We start from the raw sequence: 18,366 nt of genomic DNA, 5'->3' as shown, positions 1-18,366 counted from the left end.
AGATGGGACTGCATCCCCTTGGCTTCGCGACTCTGATCCGTCCGGCCCCCACCCCGACGAAGGCGCATGGATCGGCCAAGCGTTATCCGGACCCTATCCGGACATTTGCGGACTCGCCGCACGGTCGAGGCTGGGGCCATCCCCCTTCGGGCACACCCGGCCATCCGGTCGCTTTCCGGACATCTCCGGACATCAGGATTGACCTGCCGTAAGCCGCGTCACGGCCCGGCGCTCACCCGCACGGCGTAAGGGCCTTGACTCAGTCGCGACCCGCAACGGGGGCGGTCCTGTCCATCCCATCCCTCAGCACGGCAACGATTGCCGACAGCCCTTCGGCTTCCTCATCGCCCAAGCCCAGTTCCGCGACGGCCTACTCGGCGGTCGCGGACATCTGGAAGCCAGGACACATAGACCTTGGATGCTAGTTCCCCGTCCCTCAGAGGACGACAGTGCGCATGAGTTGCGGTAAGCCGGTCTCGGGCGGGTTCCTGCCTGCGTAGCTGTACCCCGTCCTGCAAGGACCTGACACTTCGCGTCTGCCTGAGAGACCGAGCCACAAGCGCTGGGGACAGCCTCAGGGCTTCGGTCCTGCGCCGGGCATTTCCGCCGGCGGGTTCCCGTCGAGCACCGCATCGAGGTCGTCGAGTGTGCCGGCTCGGAGGGCGACCCCTTCGAGCTGCCTGACGTCCATCTTCGAAAGTCGAGCCGGAAGGTCGACCTGCTTGGCCTCCTCGGCGAACTTACCGGTGAGCATGGTCACCAACATATCGATGCGGGCCTGCTTCGCGTGCTCCCTAACTCTCGGGATGTTGTCGAGGTTGACCTGGATGTTCATGCGCTTCAGCTCCGTATCCACGACGCGGCTAGCATCACGCAGTTCCGCGAGGATGAGAAGGCGGCCGTAATCCCGGTCCCGTCGGAACGCCTCGGCGCCTTCGATGCGTTCCAGGATCTTCCGGACCTTATCAGGTTTCGTGCCCTCGCGGCAGAGCACGGCCATCAGAGCATCGCCGATCTCCGGGCTATCGATCAGCGCGTCGGCGTCCAATTCCCGGGCATCCCGGGCGACGTAGCGAAAGTCGAGGACCGGTTCCCGCGCGATGGCGGTCGGCATGCTCATCGGCTGGCGGCCCACATAGACCATGGTCGAGCGGATGTCAGGGAACTCGATCTGCTCGGGCCTGCGCCTTTTCCTCTGCATCACGGGTGGGCGTCGCATCCTCATGACGCGCTCGCCGATCTGCCCGGCGTAGATCAGCATCCTGGCCTGCATGAACGGATCGTTGGTGGACTGGAACTCGACGTGATGCACCACGCCGTTCTCGTCCTCCCCGACGAAATCGACCTCGCGGGCCGTCACCCGCGGCAGCTTGAACGGCAGGGGCTTCAGGGGTCGATCGATCCCGATCTGGCGGAGGAATGCGCCGCACCCTTCCTGGAGCACCTCCCTGATCGTCGTATCGTATTTGCCCATGGCCCCTCCGATCCGTGATTGGACGCCGCCACGCCGAAACCCACAATCGGCGGTTCATCCCAGCACCTCGCCGCGCCGCCACACGAGCCTCATGCCCTTGTGGAGGGCCGCGACCGGCTGGATGCCGCGCGCGGCCAGGACCTGCTTCAGCCGCGGTGGCGGTACGCCGAGACTTCGCGCCACCTCCGCCGTCAACGCGTACTCCGCATTGAAGCGCCGGATCGCGTCCCGGGTTAGGCGCCGATCATGGTCGCCGGTGGTGGCGAGCAGCCCCGCCGCCACGATCCACGACACCGTCGGCTCGGGCACGCCGAGCAGGATCGCCGCCTCGCGATAGGCGACCGTCACCGCGCCGTCGCCGCCCGCCTCGCCCAAGCCGGCGACACGCGCCAAGGCGGCCTCGTCGACGCTCAGCCGCAGGAGCGCCGGCCCGGCGGCCGCGCAGGGCCGGCACGGCAACCTCCCGTCGCCGATCGCCGCCAGGATAGCCAGCCATGGCCTGTCGCCGGGCGGCAGCCGGCGGATGGCGGTCCCGAACGGCCGGTAGGTGACGGTCGAGCCGCCGTCCCGCGCGCCGGCGATGACCCGCGCGACGTAGGCGTCGAGGGAGGAACGGCGGAAGTGAACCCGCGCGGCGACGAGGCCCAGGGCGGGACCGGTCGCCCGGGTGATCGCGCCGGTGTCGGCGAGGGCTTCCAGGGCCTCCAGCGGCAATCCTACGGCGCGCGCCGCTGAAGGGCCATCGACCATGTCGGCGTGCTCCTGTCGGAGCGCCTCGACCTCATCCCGCCGCATCAGCACCATGGCACGATCGCCGGATCGAACGACGTCGATAGCGCCCCGTTTCGCCAGCCTCCTCACTGTCTTGCCGCCGACGCCGAGGATCGCGGCGGCCTGGCGCGCGTCCACCAGGCCTTCGTCGCGGTCGGCCTTCCTCCGTGGGGCCGCGGGCTTCTCGGCGGTGCGGCGCATGTCGTGCCGGATGGCGTCGGCGACGAGGGTCCGGATGCCGGGAGCGAGGGTGCGCCGCGTCCGCAGCAGCCGCAGCGCGCCGATCTCCTTGTGCACCCCGAAGCGCATGTCGCGAGCGGGTGCGGTGGCGCGCATCAGATCTGCGGCGACCGAGAACCCCGATCGCCACTCGATCAGCATGCGCCCGACCTGCGCGAGCCTGGCCGGCTCGAAGGTGATCGCGCCGTCGCCCCGAACAGACCGGACAGCGTTCTTGTCGGCGTCCGGCGGCGTCACCATCGCCAGGGCCACGGAGATGGCAAGCTCGAACAGGTCGCCGGGGGTCTCGTGCCGCAGGGCCGGGTCCACCCGGCGCATCGCCTCGGCGCGCACGTCCGGACGCGGGTCGACCAGCGTCGCCAGCAACAGCGCGCCCGCGGGATCCTCCAGCTCGACGAGCGGCTGCGGGTGATCCCTGAGGTCGACCGTCGGATAGTCATCCTCGTCCACGCACCGTGGGCAGAAGGCGATCCCGCGCGTGACATGCCAGCCGAACCTCCGGTGGCAGACCGGACACGCGTCGATCAGGGTCTCAAGCGTCTGCGTGCAGAACCCGAAGGGACGCAGGTCGTGGATGGCACGGTGGTAGGGCGCCAAGGCCAAGGCGCGCGGCGAGGTCCGCCGCCATCGCCATTCCCGGTAGGCCGCCCGCAGCGGCACACCGAAAAAGTCGATGCGGTCGCCCGCCACGTCCGCGCGCTCGACGACGCGGTGAAGGCGATGCACGACGACTTCATCCGGGAGGCGCAGAACTGCGGCGAGTCGGCTGGCTTCGGCGTCGTCGAGCGCCGGGTAGGTTCCGACGTCCCGGCCCGCGAGGCCCGCGAACCGGCGCAGGCGCAGGAGATCGGTGTAACCGTTGCGCGCCATCGTCCGCGCCGCGAGCCCGAGCAGGCTCTCGTCGGGGTGGGGGGCCGGATCCGCACTGAAACGCAGGGGCCGGACGTGCGGCGGCCTGGCACCGGCTCGACCGCAAGGGATCCCGACCGGGCCCGTCGGCGCGGCCAGGCTCACGCGCGCTTCCGCGGCCGGATCTCGCGCAGGCCCTGAGCGATCGGGTTGTAATCCGTGTATTGCAGAGGGATCGCCCAGTCGTCGATCGCGTCGCTGATGTCATCGAGGGCGATGACGCTGCGACCACCGCGGATCGCGATCTCTGCGGCGGCCTCGAACACGGCCGAGGCCGTGCCGATCACGCCTTGGCTGACGTCGTAGAGGGCGGCCGGGATCTCGCCGCGCACCAGCCCCGAGGGCTTCGGGAAGATGCCATGCTCCACCAACTTCAGGTCGAAGCCGGCGCAGTGCTCGATGAAGGTCTTCCGCTCGGCCGGCCGGGCAAGATCGAGCGGATCGAGGAAGATCGGCGCGTAGGTCCGCCCCTTGAATTGCGGATTGTTCAGGAGGAGCGGGCGAGCCTTCTCGGTCCCCATGACGAGGAACGGGCAAGCCCCCCGAATAAGCATACGCTTGATGGTCTCCGTCACGCTCCAGGCGGTCGTGCCGTTCTTATCGTTGTCGATGAGGTGGTGGATCTCGTCGAGGACGAGGACGTCCGTGCGCGCGCTCTCGATCTGGATCGAGGCACGCCGCAGAAGCGAGCGGGCCGTGCCGCTGTCGAAGTCGTTGTCGAGGTAGGCTTCCAGGATATCCGAACCGAGGCTCTTGGTCGTGGCTTGGGCCGACATCGTCACGTGGAGCACCGGTTCGGTCTCGTCGTCATGGTCCTCGGCGGCGACCACGGTCTCCAGATAGTTCTGGATGCTCGTGCTTTTGCCGGTCTGGGACGGACCGATGATGGCGAGGAGCTTCTGCGGGATACGCGCGCCCCGGCTGCCCTTGGCCTCCCATTCCTTGCGTGACGCCTGCCCGACCTTTCGCAACACGTCGAGCTCGGCGGCGATGCGGGCGACATGGGGGTGCGGGATGCGGAACTTGCGGAATTCGAGCCTGGCGTATGCCAGGCGGTCCTCGATCGACATGCTGCCCTCCTTCACTTCCGCGATGCGGTTCCGCCCAGGCGCCGGGTCATCTCGGCCATCACCGCGGCCGCGGCGTCGTCGTCCACGACCAGCGGCGCTCCCCCGGCCACCCGTCGGGTCCCGGCGGGCGGCACCGGGGCCGCGCCCGTCCCGGATGCCGGCCGAACGCCGCCTCGCCCCTTGCGTCCGCCCTCGCCGGCGCGCCGCCCGCCGCGACGGGGGCCCTTCTCGGGCATGCCGTCGTCGTCGCGCTCGGGCGCGGCCATGTCGGCCGGCAGATCGTAGGGCTTGTGGCGCAGCGTCCCGGGCCGGGCGTCCACGATGCGCACGGCGTCGCCGTCCGTGCGGATCGCCGTCTTCAGCGGTTCGAGCAGCCGCCTGCGTTGGCGCATCGCTTCCATCTTGGCGTCCGGCGCCGCGTTCTCGGTCACCGCACGCAGGTGGTCGTGCGCCAGGATGCGATCCTCGGACGTGTTGAAGGCGAGGTTGTTGGCCGCGGCCCAGGCCTTGATCCGCTCGTGATGGCCGAAGCCGATTCCCGGGAGCGCGGCGTAGGCCTCATCCCAGTTCGGCAGCGACACGTACCGGGCTCGCGGCTTCGCCTTGGGGTTCCAGACCTGGATCTCGGCGATGCTGCCCTTACGGTGCTTGACCTTCACCTTCGCCTTGGCGCTGCTCAGCCGTTGGCGTCGCCCCCGGACCGGGTCATGCGGGGCGAGGTCGGCCAGCAGCGCCTGGGTGATCCCGGGGTCGTGGAAGCGGAAGCCCTTGAACTTGATGCCCTGCCGGTCGAGCGTCGCGTCCCCGACGGTTCCGAAGGCGGCGGCCAGGGCCTCGATGTCATCGATGGTTTCCCGGCCCGCTTCGAGGCCGATCCGCCACGCCACGAGCGGGGAGAGCTTCGTCTCCCGGTGCGGCCGGCCGTGGTACACCCGGAAGATCGCCTCGTAGACCAGCTCCTCAAGCTTCGAGAGCGTGAGCGTCGCCGTCTTGGCCGGGTCCAGCCCGAGCTTGCGCATCATCTCGGGCCCGAACGGCACGCCGCCGGGCAGCTTGTGGACGAGCAGGCGGTTCAGCGTCTGCCAGAAGGTCTCGACGTAAGCCTTCCACTCCGGGTTTCTGACCGGAGCCCACTCGACGCTGATCCCGGCGTCCGCGTTGGCGTCCTGGTAGCTCACGCCGCCCTGGCGCCACGCATTGTCGACGACCACGGTCTGCGGCAGGCCGTGCAGGTCCTCCAGCATCTCGCGCAGGTGTGGGAGGCGCTCGATGATCGCGTGCTTGCCGGTCACGACCTGGAGCTGGCACTCCATGATCGTGTCGAGGCTCTCGCCCTCGTAGCTGATCACCACGCCGAGGACGCAGCGCGACCAGAGATCGATCGCCAGGGTCACCGTCGGGCGGCCGCATGGGATGAGGCGGCCATGGCGGTCGTCGAGGATGCACCAACCGTCGAGCGTCGTGCCGTCGATCAGCACGATGTCCAGGATCTTCTCGGCCACCAGCCCGCGCCCGGTCGCCTTCCAGCGCGTCCGTCCCTCCCTCTCGCCATACTTGGTGGTCAGCGTCAGAAGGCTCTCGGCCAACAGGATCCGCGTGCGCACCGTCTCGACGGACGGACAGCGCAGGGTCTGCCAAACGCCGCCGTAGCGGTGCCGGCACAGCCCGTTCAGCTTGCGCATGGCCCGGAACAGCCAAGCGTACGCGTCGCCGGGCGTCCGTTCGCGACGCGCGTAGAACCAGGCGATTGCCCGGCGCAACATTTCTTGCGTCGCCTTCGGCCAGCGTTGCCGGGGGACCTTTCCCCGCCTGCTTTCCAGCAGCCGGCTCGGGCGGTCGTGGAGCGTGCCTCGGCCGTTGATCGCACGCCGCAGCGCGCCTGCGCTGGGAAGCCTATGCAGCCCCTGCCGCGCGGCGGCCGGTGCATGCCGCGCCACGAAGGCGTCCAGGGCCTTGGTGCCCTTGCCGCACGGAGCCGCATCCCATTCCCGCAGGTAATGCCGGAGCGTCCGCCCGTACTCGCTCAATCCCTCGGGCCCGATTTCGTCGACGCCATCGCCGGCCGAACCGTCCTGCAGGCTGCCGTCCGACCTACGATGCTGGCGTACCCGGCGCGCCTTCCGCGCCGCCTGCATCTCTTCGATCCAGTCCTCCGTCCTGAAGATCGGCGCGCCGCCTCCGCTCACCGGCTCGAACATCATTCGTCCGCCGGTGGACTCCATGCGATAGACGTACCGTCCCTCGGGCAGGACCCAGACGTCGCCGGTGCGGTGAGTGGCCTTCAACGCCATGGCCGACCTCAACCCCGACGACGAAGACCGGCGCGCGACGCGTCGAGCCCACCACGCAGGAGCGAGACCGGGGTGTCTGCAGCGAGGCGTTGGTCGAGCGGCACGTGCACGATCCGCCGCACGATGGCCGCATAGGCCTTCGCGCGGCCGAGCGGCTCGCTCCCCAGTACGTCGACGATCGCGCCCAGCGGGGCGATGCCGCCTTCGCGCTCGATCGCATCGATCAGCGCGAAGCGGTCCCGGGTGCCGACGCGAACACGCCGCCGGCGCTGGATCTCCTGCGCCGTCGCGAACCGCTGCCGCGGGCGCTCGATGTCCTCCGCCTGGTGGAGCACGGCGAAGTCCCAGCCCAGGCGCTCATAGATCTCGGCGGCTAGGTGGAGCTTGAGCTCGTAATCCGGATCCCGGAGGTCCTTTTTCCCGGCTCGGCTCTTGATCTCGCGGATCTCGACCCGCCCGTCGGCCATGTCGCGGCGGATATCGGGGTAGTACAGGAGCGGCTTCTTACGGCCGGCGACCTTGATTTCGAGGCCGTGCGGCTGGGCGAGGTAGCTGGCCACGGCGGTATCCGCCTCGCACAGCCAGAAATACATGCGCTCCGCGCGGTCCTCCCAGGGCATGGAGCGGCTGGCCTTGACGCTGTGATAGCGCCCGGTCGGCTTGCGGTGACGTCCGTTGATGATCAGGCGGACCGGGCCGCCACGGGGATCCTCGTGGATGTCGGCGATCGTCCTGATCCTGAGGGCCGCTTCCGCTGCATCGATGCGCATGCTCTCTCCGTGGCGAACGAAGTGGGCGCCCGGCCGAGCGCGGCCGGAGGCTTGGATGAGGCGGTCTCGGGGGGAAGCGGGCGTCGGGCGCCCCTGGAGCAGGGCTTGCACGCGCCCGGTCGTTCGGGCACGGTTCCTCTGCCCGAGCCGCGGCGTCAGCCCGGCCCGACAAGGAGAAACGCGGAGAGCGGTCCCCGGAGATCTTGTCCAGGGAGCTACCGAGGCCCGCTCAGGCAACGTTTCGATATGGCGCTTCCCCCGTGGCTTCACCGCCGCGGGGGTTCGTGTTTCAGGCGTCTACATCCCGACCTGCTCGCTGGTTAGGTGCCGTTCGCGCACGCTGCCGCCGATCGCCCGACTCATCAAGTCGTTGATCGGACACGCGAAAAGAGTCAGTTGCGCGCGAGGGAATCTTTTTAGGAAATCAGTCTGACAGCGTTCCTGTCGAACGCTGGGACGAAATCAATGCCGTCCAGGCACTTGATGCTCGACCTGAGTCGGACTCCGGAGTCGGCAGGCGCGCTGGCCTCGGGGCCCGATCGCGATCGATCCCCCATGCCGCGGAGGGAACGTCCCCGAGTTATCCACAGAGAAAACGCGATCGTCCGCAGGCAGGCGCCTACCTGGCCGCGAGAGATGAGATTCCGAATTTACATCGATCTTCTGAGTATGCACGGAATCGCTGCGAAAATCCACCCATCCAAAGTGTGGAAAGCGGGCATTACAGCCTCAATCAGAACGACTTCTGTTGGCGATTCGACACGAGCCGAGACAATTAACCAATATTCCTTGCGAGGCACGGCAGTGCGAAGCTGTTCCCGGCGATGAATGATGCCTGGCGATGGCCGTCGGCGTGGCACAGCGTACGACGCATCAGGCGTCAGCGCTTCCACGCGCCGGGCTCTTCGCTCGTGCCGCTCCAAGTATTATCGTGATTTCCCTGGCGCGGTCCGACCACCCGCCATACTATCTTGGCTCGGGTGAATCGCTCTTATTCTGTAAAAGAATCGCTTCTACCCGGGCCCGTCACCTCATCGGCGGCCGAACAGCCGCTCGATGTCGGCGAGCTTCAGCTCGATCGAGGTCGGGCGTCCGTGGTTGCACTGTCCGGAATTCGGCGTCGCCTCCATCTCGCGCAGGAGGGCGTTCATCTCCTCCGCCCTCAGCCGCCGCCCGGCGCGGATCGAGCCGTGACAGCTCATGCGCGACAGGACGGCGTCGAGACGGCGCCCCAGCGGGCCGCCCTCCGCGGCCGGAGCCCCGCCCTCCTCGTCGCCGCTGGCCTCCAGGGCGTCGAGGATGTCGGTGACGAGATCGCGCGTCGAGGCGCCGATCAGCGCTGCCGGCACCTCGCGCACCAGCACCGCTCCGGGCCCGAAGGCCTCGATGGTGAGGCCCAGCCGGTCGAGATCCGGCGCGGCCGCGACGAGCCGGTCGGATTCCTCGGGGCTCATCTCGACCACGTCGGGGATCAGCAACCCCTGGCGGGCGATGCCGCCCGCCTCCCGCTCGGCCTTCATCCGCTCGTAGACGAGGCGCTCGTGGGCGGCGTGCTGGTCGACGATCACAAGGCCGTCGCGGGTCTGGGCGAGGATGTAGGTCTCGTGGATCTGCGCGCGGGCGGCGCCGAGGGGATGGTCGAGCGCCTCCGGCGCCTCGGCGGCGAGGCGGGTATCCGCCTGGGGCGGGGCCGCCACCTCGGTCAGGTCTGACGTCGCGTACGCGGCCTGAGCGGGCTCGCCGAAGCCGTCCGGCCCGCCCCGCGCCGGCTGCGGCGCCGGGCGCCACGNCGCCCCGCGCCGGCTGCGGCGCCGGGCGCCACGCGGAGGGCAGACGGTATCCGGCCGGCGCCGCCACGGAGGGCGCGCCCGGCGGGAACAGGCCCGGACGCGTCGGCCGGAACAGCGTCGGTGCGGCGACACCGCTGTGGGTCGCGAGCGGAGGGCCGGCCGGGCGCAGCGCGTCGAGGGTCCGCGCGGCGCCGGTCGTGGCCGAGCGGGCGCCGCCCCGGCGCAGGGCATCGTGGATCGCGCTCACGATCAGCGCTCGGACGAGTCCCGGCTCGCGGAAGCGCACCTCGGTCTTGGCGGGATGGACGTTGACGTCGACGAGCCCCGGGTCGCACGCGATGGCGAGGCCGAGCACCGGGTGTCGGTCCGAGGCCAGGGTGTCGGCGTAGGCGCCGCGGATCGCCCCGAGCAGGAGCCGGTCGCGCACGGGGCGACCGTTGACCGCGAGGTGGATATGGGTCGCGGCGCCGCGGTGATAGGTCGGCAGGCCGACATGACCGGTCACCGCGAAGCCCTCCCGGGCCAGGGAGACCGGCAGGGCGTTGGCGAGGAAGTCCTGCCCCAGCACCGCCGCGAGCCGGCGCAGCTCCGCCTCGGCCCCGGTCTCGGCCGGCAGGACCAGCGGCTGCCCGGCATCGGCCCTCAGGGTGAAGCGGATTCCGGGCTGCGTCGCGGCGAGGCGGCGCAGCGTCTCGGCGATGGCGGCGTTCTCGGCCCGATCCGATTTCAGGAACTTGAGCCGCGCCGGCGTGGCGGCGAAGAGCTCGGTCACCTCGATCCGGGTGCCGCGCTGGGCCGGAGCCGGCCGGACCTGCCCCTTCAGCCCCGCCTCGACCGTCAGGCTCGCCCCCGCCTCGGCCTCCGGCGTCCGGGTGACGATCGCGAGTCGCGACACCGCGCCGATCGACGGCAGGGCCTCGCCGCGAAAGCCGAGGGTGTCGATCGCCGTCAGATCGCCGTTCGGGAGCTTGGAGGTGGCGTGCCGCTCGACCGCGAGGTCGAGATCGCCCGGCGTCATGCCGCGGCCGTCATCGACGACCCGGATCAGCCGGCGCCCGCCGGCCTCGACGGTGACCTCGATGGCCCGGGCCCCGGCATCGATCGCGTTCTCGACCAGCTCCTTCACGGCCGAGGCTGGGCGCTCGACCACCTCGCCCGCGGCGATGCGGTCGACGAGCACGGGATCGAGGCGGCGGACGGACGGCGCGGACAGGGAGGACATCGGCGCGCAGGATAGTCCCTGCGCGGCGGCGATCCAATCGTGCCGACCGACCGAACCCGTCAGGCGCGGCGCTGCGACCCGCCCAGAGAGATGCGTCCGGTGCCGGCGCGTGTCCCGTGGCTCGCTGCCGTCACGGGACGGCGGGACAGGTCGTAGAGGACGTTCCCGACGAGACCCGCGGTCCGCCGCAGGGTCGCGCCCTCGCAGGTCGCCGCCACGCGGACGCCGATCGCGTGGGTGTGGCTGCGCCCGTAGAGCCAGACCGCGAGGCGGGCCCGGGTCGCTTCCGGGATCCCGTCGAGCAGGAACGCGGTGCCCTCCGGATCGGCCTTGATGAGACGGCCGACCACGTCCGACGCGACGGGGCAGTCGTGGGCGGGATCGTCGATGCTGAGCGTTCGGTTCTGGGTCATGCGGCCCCCGACGGCGTGAAGCTGTCAGGGTGGGCGGTCTTGGTTAACGAAATCACACCATTGGTTGTGGACACTCCCCCCGCCGCGCGCCGGGATGGAGGCGTTGCAGCGGCGCAACCCGCGCTCCGTTCGAACCTTCGACCTAGAGCGGCCGGCGGATGATACGGGCGACCAGGCCGACGATGCCCTCGCGAAACAGCAGCACGCAGAGCACGAAGACGCAGCCCTGGATAATCGTAACCCAGGCGCCGAACTGCGCCAGGTACGTCTCCATCGTGACGATCACCAGCGCGCCGACGATCGGCCCGAACACGGTCCCCATGCCGCCGACGAGGGTCATCAGCACCACCTCGCCGGACATCGACCAGTGCACGTCGGTGAGGGAGGCGAGCTGGAAGACGATCGCCTTGGTGGAGCCGGCGAGTCCCGCGAGCGTCGCGGAGAGCACGAAGACGGCGAGCTTGTACTGGCTGGCGCGGTAGCCGAGCGAGATCGCCCTCGGCTCGTTGTCGCGGATCGCCTTCAGCACCTGGCCGAAGGGCGAGTGGATGATCCGGTAGATCAGCAGCATCCCCGCCATGAACACCACGGCCACCACCGCGTACATCACCCGGTCGTCCGCGAGGCTGATCGCGCCGAACAGGTTACCGCGGGGCACCGCCTGGATGCCGTCCTCGCCGCCGGTGAACTTCGCCTGCAGGGAGAAGAAGAACACCATCTGGGCGAGCGCCAGGGTGATCATCGAGAAGTAGATGCCCTGCCGGCGGATCGCCAGGGCGCCGAAGACCAGCCCCAGCAGCGCGGCCGTGACCGTGCCGGCGAGGATCGCCAATTCGGGGGTGAAGCCCAGGCTCTTGGCCGTGTAGGCGCAGAGGTAGCTCGCCATGCCGAAATAGGCGGCGTGGCCGAAGGAGAGCAGGCCGCCGTAGCCGAGCAGGAGGTTGAAGGCGAGCGCGAACAGCGCGAAGCACAGCACCTTCATCAGGTAGACGGGGTACAGGACGAGCGGTGCTACGACGAGCAGCACCGCGATGCCGACGAAGATCAGGCGGTGGAGCGCCTTGTCGTCCCGGCTCGTCGGAACGGCGGCGATCGGGGCGGCGTCGAGGGCGGCGGTGTCGGCCATGGGGATGCCTCAGATCGCGGTCAGGCCGTGCGCCCGAACAGGCCGGCGGGTTTGACGAGCAGCACCAGCACCATGATCACGAAGATCACGGTGGCCGACGCCTCTGGATAGAACACCTTGGTCAGGCCCTCGACGAGGCCCAGGGCGAAGCCCGTGATCACCGAGCCGATGATCGAGCCCATGCCGCCGATCACCACCACGGCGAAGACCACGATGATGATGTCGGCGCCCATGTTCGGATTGACCGAGTAGATCGGCGCCGCCAGCACCCCGGCGAAGCCCGCGAGCGCGACGCCGAACCCGTAGGTCAGCGTCAGGAACAGCGGCACGTTGACCCCGAAGGCCTGGACCAGGGTCGGGTTCTCGGTGGCGGCGCGGAGATAGGCGCCGAGCTTGGTCTTCTCGATGACGAGCCAGGTGGCGATGCAGACGGTCAGCGAGGCGACCACCACCCAGGCGCGGTAGTTCGGCAGGAACATGAAGGGCAGCCGCTGGCCGCCGGACAGCTCGGCCGGGATCGCGTAGGGCAGGCCCGAGACGCCGTACTGGTTGCGGAACAGGCCCTGGATGATCAGCGCCAGACCGAAGGTCAGCAGCAGGCCGTAGAGGTGGTCGAGCTTGTAGAGCCGCGCGATCAGCACCCGCTCCAGCACGATGCCGAACGCGCCCACCACCAGCGGGGCGAGCCCCAGCGCCCACCAGTAGCCGAGGCCGACATAGGTGAGCAGCATCCAGGCCACGAAGGCGCCCATCATGTAGAGCGCGCCGTGGGCGAAGTTGATGATGTTCAGGAGCCCGAAGATGATCGCGAGCCCGAGCGACAGGATCGCGTAGAACGAGCCGTTGATCAGGCCGAGCAGCAGCTGACCGAACAGCGCCTGCGTCGGCACACCGAAGATCGTGGTCATGGCCGGTCTCCGCGCCCCGATCCCACCGTCAGCCCTTCACCAGGGGGCAGTTGCCCTCGTTGAGCGGCCGGAAGACCTGATCGCCCGGGATCGTCTCGAGCTTCTTGTAGAGGTCCCACTCGCCCTTCGACTCGGCGGGCTTCTTGACCTCGAACAGGTACATGTCGTGGATCTTGCGCCCGTCGGCGCGGATCGTCCCCTTGCCGAACAGCGGGTCGTCAGTGGGCATCGCCTTCATCTTCGCGACCGTGGCGGCCCCGTCGGCCGTCGACTTCAGCTCGGCCACCGCCTTCAGGTAGTGGAGCACGTCCGAGTAGACGCCGGCGTGGTTGGCGGTGGGCTTCGAGCCGCCCTTCATCTGCTTGGCGAACCGGTCCGAGAAGGCGCGGGTCTGATCGTTCAGGTCCCAGTAGAACGGCTCGGTCAGCACCAGCCCCTGCGCGACCTTGGTGCCGAGGGAATGCACGTCCGAGGAGAAGACCAGGAGGCCGGCGAGCGCCTGGCCGCCCTCGGTAATGCCGAACTCACCCGCCTGCTTGATCGCGTTGATCGTGTCGGTGCCGGCATTGGCAAGCCCGATCACCTTGGCGCCCGACCCCTGCGCCTGCAGCAGGAAGGACGAGAAGTCGGAGGTCGGGAACGGGGTCTTCACCGAGCCCACGACCTTGCCGCCGTTCTTGGTGATCACCGCGCTGGTGTCGCGCTGGAGGGTCTGGCCGAAGACGTAGTCGGCGGTGAGGAAGAACCACGTGTTGCCGCCGCGCTTGACCATCGCGCCGCCGGTGCCGTTGGCCAGCGCCACCGTGTCGTAGACCCAGTGGATCGTGTTCGGCGTGCATTGCGGGCCGGTGAGGTCGGCCGTCCCGGCGCCGGTGTCGATGAAGACCTTGTTCTTCTCCTTGGTGACCTGACTGATCGCCAGCGCCACCGAGGAGGTCACCCCGTCGGTGATCATGTCGACGGCGTCGCGGTCGTACCATTGCCGGGCGATGGCCGCGCCGACATCCGGCTTGTTCTGGTGGTCGGCCGAGACGATCTCGACCTTCAGGCCGTGCTGCTCCGGCTTGAAGTCCTCGACGGCGAGCTTCGCGGCCACGACCGAGCCCTCGCCGCTGATGTCCGAGTAGGCGCCCGAGCGGTCGCCCAGGATGCCGATCTTCACGTTCGTCTGCGCCACCGCGGTGCCCATCATCAGGGCGCCGGCGAGGGCGGCGAGGGTCACGGGCCGAGCAATGCGTCCGAGCATGTGCGTTTCCATCCTCCAGCGGCGCAGCGGATCTCCGCCGGCCGAGTATCGGGTCGCCGTTTTCTGGCGCTTCTACGGTTTTCGCGTGCGAGTTTCAGACGCCGAGGTAGGCGTGCAGCTTGTCGATATTGGCGTCAAGCTCGGCGTTGGGGATCATGTCGACCACCCGCCCCTGCTCGATCACGAAGTGCCGGTCCGCCAAAGTCTGGGCGAACCGGAAATTCTGCTCCACCAGGACGATGGTGTAGCCCTGAGCCTTCAATTGCTGGATGGTCCGGCCGATCTGCTGGACGATGACCGGCGCGAGACCTTCCGTCGGCTCGTCGAGCAGAATCAGCTTGGCGCCGGTGCGCAGGATGCGTCCGATCGCCAGCATCTGCTGCTCGCCGCCCGAGAGCTTGGTGCCCTGGCTGCCGGCGCGCTCCTTGAGGTTCGGGAACAGCGCGTGGATGTCGGCCACCGACATGCCGCCGGGCTTCACCCGCGGCGGCAGCATCAGGTTCTCGTGGACCGTCAGGCTCGCGAAGATGCCGCGCTCCTCCGGCACGTAGCCGATCCCGAGCCGAGCGATGTTGCGCGAGGCCATCCGGACCGTCTCGACGCCGTCGTAGACAATTGAGCCCGACCGCTTGCCGAGGATCCCGATGATCGCCCGCAGGGTCGTGGTCTTGCCCGCGCCGTTGCGGCCGAGCAGCGTGATCACCTCGCCCGCGCGCACGTCGATGTCGATGCCGTGGAGGACGTGGCTCTCGCCGTACCAGCCCTCCAGGCCGCGGACGGTCAGCAGCGCGTCTGTCGCGGCCGCCGGAGGTGTCTTGAGAGCCGCCTCAGGCATGTCCCGCCCCGATATACGCTTCGACCACGCGCGGATCCTTCGAGACCGTGGCGTAGTCGCCCTCGGCCAGCACCTGGCCGCGGGCCAGCACGGTGATCCGGTCCGACAGGGAGGCGACCACGGAGAGGTTGTGCTCCACCATCAGGATCGTCCGGTCCTTCGAGACCCGGCGGATGAGGGCCGCGGTCCGGTCGACGTCCTCGTGGCCCATGCCGGCCATGGGCTCGTCGAGGAGCAGCATCTCGGGATCGAGGGCGAGCGTGGTGGCGATCTCCAGCGCGCGCTTGCGCCCGTAGGAGAGCTCGACCGCCAGCACGTCGGCGAAGTCCGAGAGGCCCACCGCCTCGACCAGGGCGAGCGCCTCGCCGTTCAGCGCGCGCAGGACCCGCTCGGGACGCCAGAAGTCGAAGGAATCGCCGCGCCGCCGCCGCTGCAGGGCGATGCGGACGTTCTCCATGACCGTGAGGTGCGGGAACACGGCGGAGATCTGGAAGGAGCGCACGAGGCCGAGACGGGCGACGTCCGCCGCCTTCAGACCGGTGATGTCGCGATCCTTGTAGCGGATCGTCCCGGCGGTCGGGATCAGGAACTTCGTCAGAAGGTTGAAGCAGGTGGTCTTGCCGGCTCCGTTCGGGCCGATGAGCGCGTGGATGGTGCCGCGTTCCACTTGCAACGCCACGCCGTTGACGGCCCGGAATCCGCGGAACTCCATCGTCAGGCCATCGGTCGCCAGGATTACATCCCGTGCCAAGCGTGTCCCTCCCGGGTTTGATTTCTTGCCGCCATATCGCCGATCCGCGACGGCACAGTCCATCGCAAACGCTCCTGGCGGCGCGACAATCCCCCGGGAGTGATATCAGTCGCCACCCGTGTCATGGCGGCCGGCGAACCGAACTTGACCGCGTCGCCACGCCCAATTAACTCAGACAATTCGAGGCGGCATAGACTGATGGGTTTCGACATGGGCGGTCGCGCGGCCTACCTCGCCGTCGACTGGGGCACGACGAACCGGCGGGCCTTCGCCATGTCGGAGGCGGGAGCGGTCCTCGACAGCCTGCACGACGACCGCGGCGTGCTCGCCCTGACGCCCGACGCGTATCCGGCGGAGATCGCGGCCCTGCGCGCGCGGCTCGGCGCCCGCCCCATCATCGCCGTCGGGATGGTCGGCTCCAATCGGGGCTGGCGGCCGGCGCCCTACGTGGACGCCCCGGCGACCCTCGCCGCCCTGGCCGAGGCCTGCCTGGAGCCCGCCCCCGACGTCCGGATCGTCCCGGGGGTGGCTCTGCGGGACGGCGCGCGTCCCGACGTGATGCGGGGCGAGGAGATCCAGGTGTTCGGGGCGATCGGAGCGGGCGCGGCGCCCGCGACGGCGCTGTTCTGCCAGCCCGGCACGCACAACAAGTGGATCGAGACGGTCGACGGGGCCATCACGGACTTCACCACCGTGATGACCGGGGAATTCTTCGCCCTCCTCCGGGCGCACGGCATCCTGGCCGGGATGCTCGACGGCTCGGTCGAGGACGGGGACGCCTTCCGGGCGGGCATCCGCCGCGGCCTGACCTCTGGCAACCTCGCGGCCACCCTGTTCGAGGTCCGATCCGGCCTGCTGCTCGACCGGATCGGGCCCGAGCAGGCGGCCCCCTACGCCAGCGGCATCCTGGTCGGCGCCGATCTCGGCACGCGGGCCGACCTGCGGCGCCGACCGGTACACCTGCTCGGGGGCGGCCGCCTCGCGGCGCTCTATGCCGCCGCGATCACCGAGGCGGGCGGGGATCCGGTGACGGTGCCCGACGGTTCGACAACGGCCGGTATCCACGCCATCTGGAGTCTGCGGGCATGACGATCCTCGACCGGTTCGAGGCGGCCTTCGCGGCCTGCCCGCTCGTCGCCATCCTGCGCGGGCTCACGCCCGACGAGGCGCCGGCCGTGGGCGAAGCCCTGGTCGGGGCCGGTTTCACCCTCCTGGAAGTGCCCCTCAACTCTCCCGATCCGCTCCGGAGCGTCGCGGTGCTCGCCGAGCGCCTCGCCGGGCGGGCGCTGGTCGGAGCCGGCACCGTCCTGACCCCGTCTCACGTCGGAGAGGTCGCCGCCGCCGGGGGGACCCTCGTGGTGTCGCCGAACGCTGATCCGGCCGTCATCGGCGCGACCGTCGCGGCGGGCCTCGTCTCCCTTCCGGGCTACCAGACGCCCACGGAGGCCTTCGCGGCCCTGGCGGCGGGCGCCACCGCGCTGAAGCTGTTCCCGGCGGACGTCGCGACGCCCCTGGCGCTCAAGGCGCATCGCGCGGTTCTGCCGCCCGACACGCGGGTCCTGGCCGTCGGCGGTGTCGTGCCCGAGACCATCGCGGGCTGGCGTCAGGCTGGGGCCGACGGCTTCGGTCTCGGGTCCAATCTGTACCGGCCTGGGAAGGCGGCGGCCGACGTCGCTCGCGATGCGGCGGCCTATGTGGCGGCGTTGAGGCGCTCCTCCTGAGGACCCGGTCGGCGGCCCGCCCGCTCTGCGCAAGCCGTTGAAGCAGGACGCATGGGTCGCGCCGCGGGCCACCGATCGGCGGACGCCTCCGGATCGTCCCGAACGACGCCAGCGCGACCGCTGCCCGGCACCACCGCCGCGGTCGCGACCGACCGCCGCATCGTCGAGGTCTGGCCGTGAATCAGCGGCCGGCGGGGCGGCGAGCCGAACCTATCGGCGGTTCGCGATCTCGCGGGCCGACCGCTCGGACCGGTCGACGACCATCCGGCACGCACCGCTCAGCGACACCCGCTTCTCGCGGAGGCAGAGGGTGATCGCCCCCGCATTCGGGATCTGGGCGGCGCACAGGCGCATGACGTCCGGCGTGCACGCGGCCCGGTCGGCGCCGGTCTCCGCGAGCGCCGGTGCCGAGCCGAACAGGACGGCGAACAGGGTGAGGGTGGCGGACTTCATCGCAGTGATGTCTCCTGAACGGATCGGGGGCAGCGCGCGGCCAAGCCTCGGCATCCGGCGAGAACGTCGGCACCGGGGAAGATATCCCGTCGCGCTTGTTTCAATCTGACGCAGGGCGCCGCCACCGACCTTCGCGACCGACGAGTTCAGCGGCGTGCGTCCGGTCCGATCGCACCGGTGGTCACTGGCTCGATCAGAGCCGCGCCGACGACCGGTTGTGTCCTCTGACGATCGAGCTTGTCCGCCGAGACGAGGGCGGCGGCGATCAGGGCCGACACTGCCAGCGTCACCTTCACCACGTCCCAGACCCGCGCGAGCATGCTCGAACTCCACCGGCGTCATCGAATGCGAGCGGCGGATCCGCCTCATCGATCCG

Annotated in this window: 15 protein-coding genes and 1 pseudogene; 2 read left to right on the top strand and 14 right to left on the bottom strand. The window is 69.8% G+C overall.

What is annotated here, in order from left to right; translation table 11 throughout:
- Positions 1 to 574: 574 nt before the first annotated feature.
- The 12 genes and pseudogenes from MOTC310_RS29450 to MOTC310_RS29395 form a co-directional block, all read right to left on the bottom strand.
- A complete protein-coding gene (locus MOTC310_RS29450; RefSeq protein WP_331304328.1) occupies positions 575 to 1,474 on the bottom strand; it encodes an RpnC/YadD family protein in 900 nt (299 codons plus the stop codon).
- Between the two features lie 54 nt (positions 1,475 to 1,528).
- Positions 1,529 to 3,499: a TniQ family protein gene (locus MOTC310_RS29445; RefSeq protein ID WP_331304327.1), complete on the bottom strand. Its 1,971-nt coding sequence runs from the start codon at positions 3,497 to 3,499 to the stop codon at positions 1,529 to 1,531.
- Positions 3,496 to 4,464, bottom strand: coding sequence for an ATP-binding protein (locus MOTC310_RS29440; RefSeq protein ID WP_331304326.1), 969 nt, complete (start codon positions 4,462 to 4,464; stop codon positions 3,496 to 3,498). Before MOTC310_RS29440 ends, MOTC310_RS29445 begins: the two co-directional genes overlap by 4 nt.
- Before the next feature lie 11 nt (positions 4,465 to 4,475).
- Positions 4,476 to 6,755, bottom strand: coding sequence for a hypothetical protein (locus tag MOTC310_RS29435; RefSeq protein WP_331304325.1), 2,280 nt, complete (start codon positions 6,753 to 6,755; stop codon positions 4,476 to 4,478).
- An 8-nt stretch (positions 6,756 to 6,763) separates the two neighbouring features.
- Complete coding sequence (locus MOTC310_RS29430; protein ID WP_331304324.1) at positions 6,764 to 7,348, bottom strand: hypothetical protein; 585 nt, start codon at positions 7,346 to 7,348, stop codon at positions 6,764 to 6,766.
- A 1,208-nt stretch (positions 7,349 to 8,556) separates the two neighbouring features.
- Positions 8,557 to 10,537 (bottom strand): annotated as a pseudogene (gene mutL / locus MOTC310_RS29425) (DNA mismatch repair endonuclease MutL).
- A gap of 59 nt (positions 10,538 to 10,596) precedes the next feature.
- Entirely contained in the window at positions 10,597 to 10,950 is a 354-nt protein-coding gene (locus tag MOTC310_RS29420) for a hypothetical protein (protein ID WP_331292300.1), read from the bottom strand.
- A 142-nt stretch (positions 10,951 to 11,092) separates the two neighbouring features.
- Entirely contained in the window at positions 11,093 to 12,076 is a 984-nt protein-coding gene (locus tag MOTC310_RS29415; RefSeq protein WP_331292301.1) for a branched-chain amino acid ABC transporter permease, read from the bottom strand.
- A gap of 20 nt (positions 12,077 to 12,096) precedes the next feature.
- Positions 12,097 to 12,984, bottom strand: coding sequence for a branched-chain amino acid ABC transporter permease (locus MOTC310_RS29410; RefSeq protein ID WP_043380394.1), 888 nt, complete (start codon positions 12,982 to 12,984; stop codon positions 12,097 to 12,099).
- Between the two features lie 28 nt (positions 12,985 to 13,012).
- Complete coding sequence (locus tag MOTC310_RS29405; RefSeq protein WP_331304323.1) at positions 13,013 to 14,230, bottom strand: ABC transporter substrate-binding protein; 1,218 nt, start codon at positions 14,228 to 14,230, stop codon at positions 13,013 to 13,015.
- A 94-nt stretch (positions 14,231 to 14,324) separates the two neighbouring features.
- The gene (locus tag MOTC310_RS29400; RefSeq protein ID WP_331292303.1) at positions 14,325 to 15,065 is read right to left on the bottom strand and encodes an ABC transporter ATP-binding protein; all 741 of its coding nucleotides are present in this window, start codon (positions 15,063 to 15,065) and stop codon (positions 14,325 to 14,327) included.
- Entirely contained in the window at positions 15,058 to 15,816 is a 759-nt protein-coding gene (locus MOTC310_RS29395; protein ID WP_331292304.1) for an ABC transporter ATP-binding protein, read from the bottom strand. The genes MOTC310_RS29400 and MOTC310_RS29395 overlap by 8 nt, the downstream gene beginning before the upstream one ends.
- Before the next feature lie 198 nt (positions 15,817 to 16,014).
- On the opposite strand from MOTC310_RS29395, the gene MOTC310_RS29390 reads away from it, so the two are divergent.
- Both MOTC310_RS29390 and MOTC310_RS29385 read left to right on the top strand, forming a co-directional pair.
- On the top strand, positions 16,015 to 16,905 hold the full coding sequence (locus tag MOTC310_RS29390; protein WP_331304322.1) for a 2-dehydro-3-deoxygalactonokinase: 891 nt from the start codon (positions 16,015 to 16,017) through the stop codon (positions 16,903 to 16,905).
- Positions 16,902 to 17,537: a 2-dehydro-3-deoxy-6-phosphogalactonate aldolase gene (locus tag MOTC310_RS29385; RefSeq protein WP_331304321.1), complete on the top strand. Its 636-nt coding sequence runs from the start codon at positions 16,902 to 16,904 to the stop codon at positions 17,535 to 17,537. The genes MOTC310_RS29390 and MOTC310_RS29385 overlap by 4 nt, the downstream gene beginning before the upstream one ends.
- A 210-nt stretch (positions 17,538 to 17,747) precedes the next feature.
- Here the strand turns inward: MOTC310_RS29385 and MOTC310_RS29380 are convergent, their stop codons facing one another.
- Entirely contained in the window at positions 17,748 to 17,990 is a 243-nt protein-coding gene (locus MOTC310_RS29380; protein ID WP_331304320.1) for a hypothetical protein, read from the bottom strand.
- A 146-nt stretch (positions 17,991 to 18,136) separates the two neighbouring features.
- On the bottom strand, positions 18,137 to 18,310 hold the full coding sequence (locus MOTC310_RS29375) for a hypothetical protein (RefSeq protein WP_331304319.1): 174 nt from the start codon (positions 18,308 to 18,310) through the stop codon (positions 18,137 to 18,139).
- Positions 18,311 to 18,366: the final 56 nt, after the last annotated feature.

The organism is Methylobacterium oryzae, from assembly GCF_036441375.1.
In the GTDB taxonomy this organism is placed as follows: domain Bacteria; phylum Pseudomonadota; class Alphaproteobacteria; order Rhizobiales; family Beijerinckiaceae; genus Methylobacterium; species Methylobacterium oryzae_A.
This window is presented reverse-complemented; position numbering and strand designations above follow the sequence as displayed.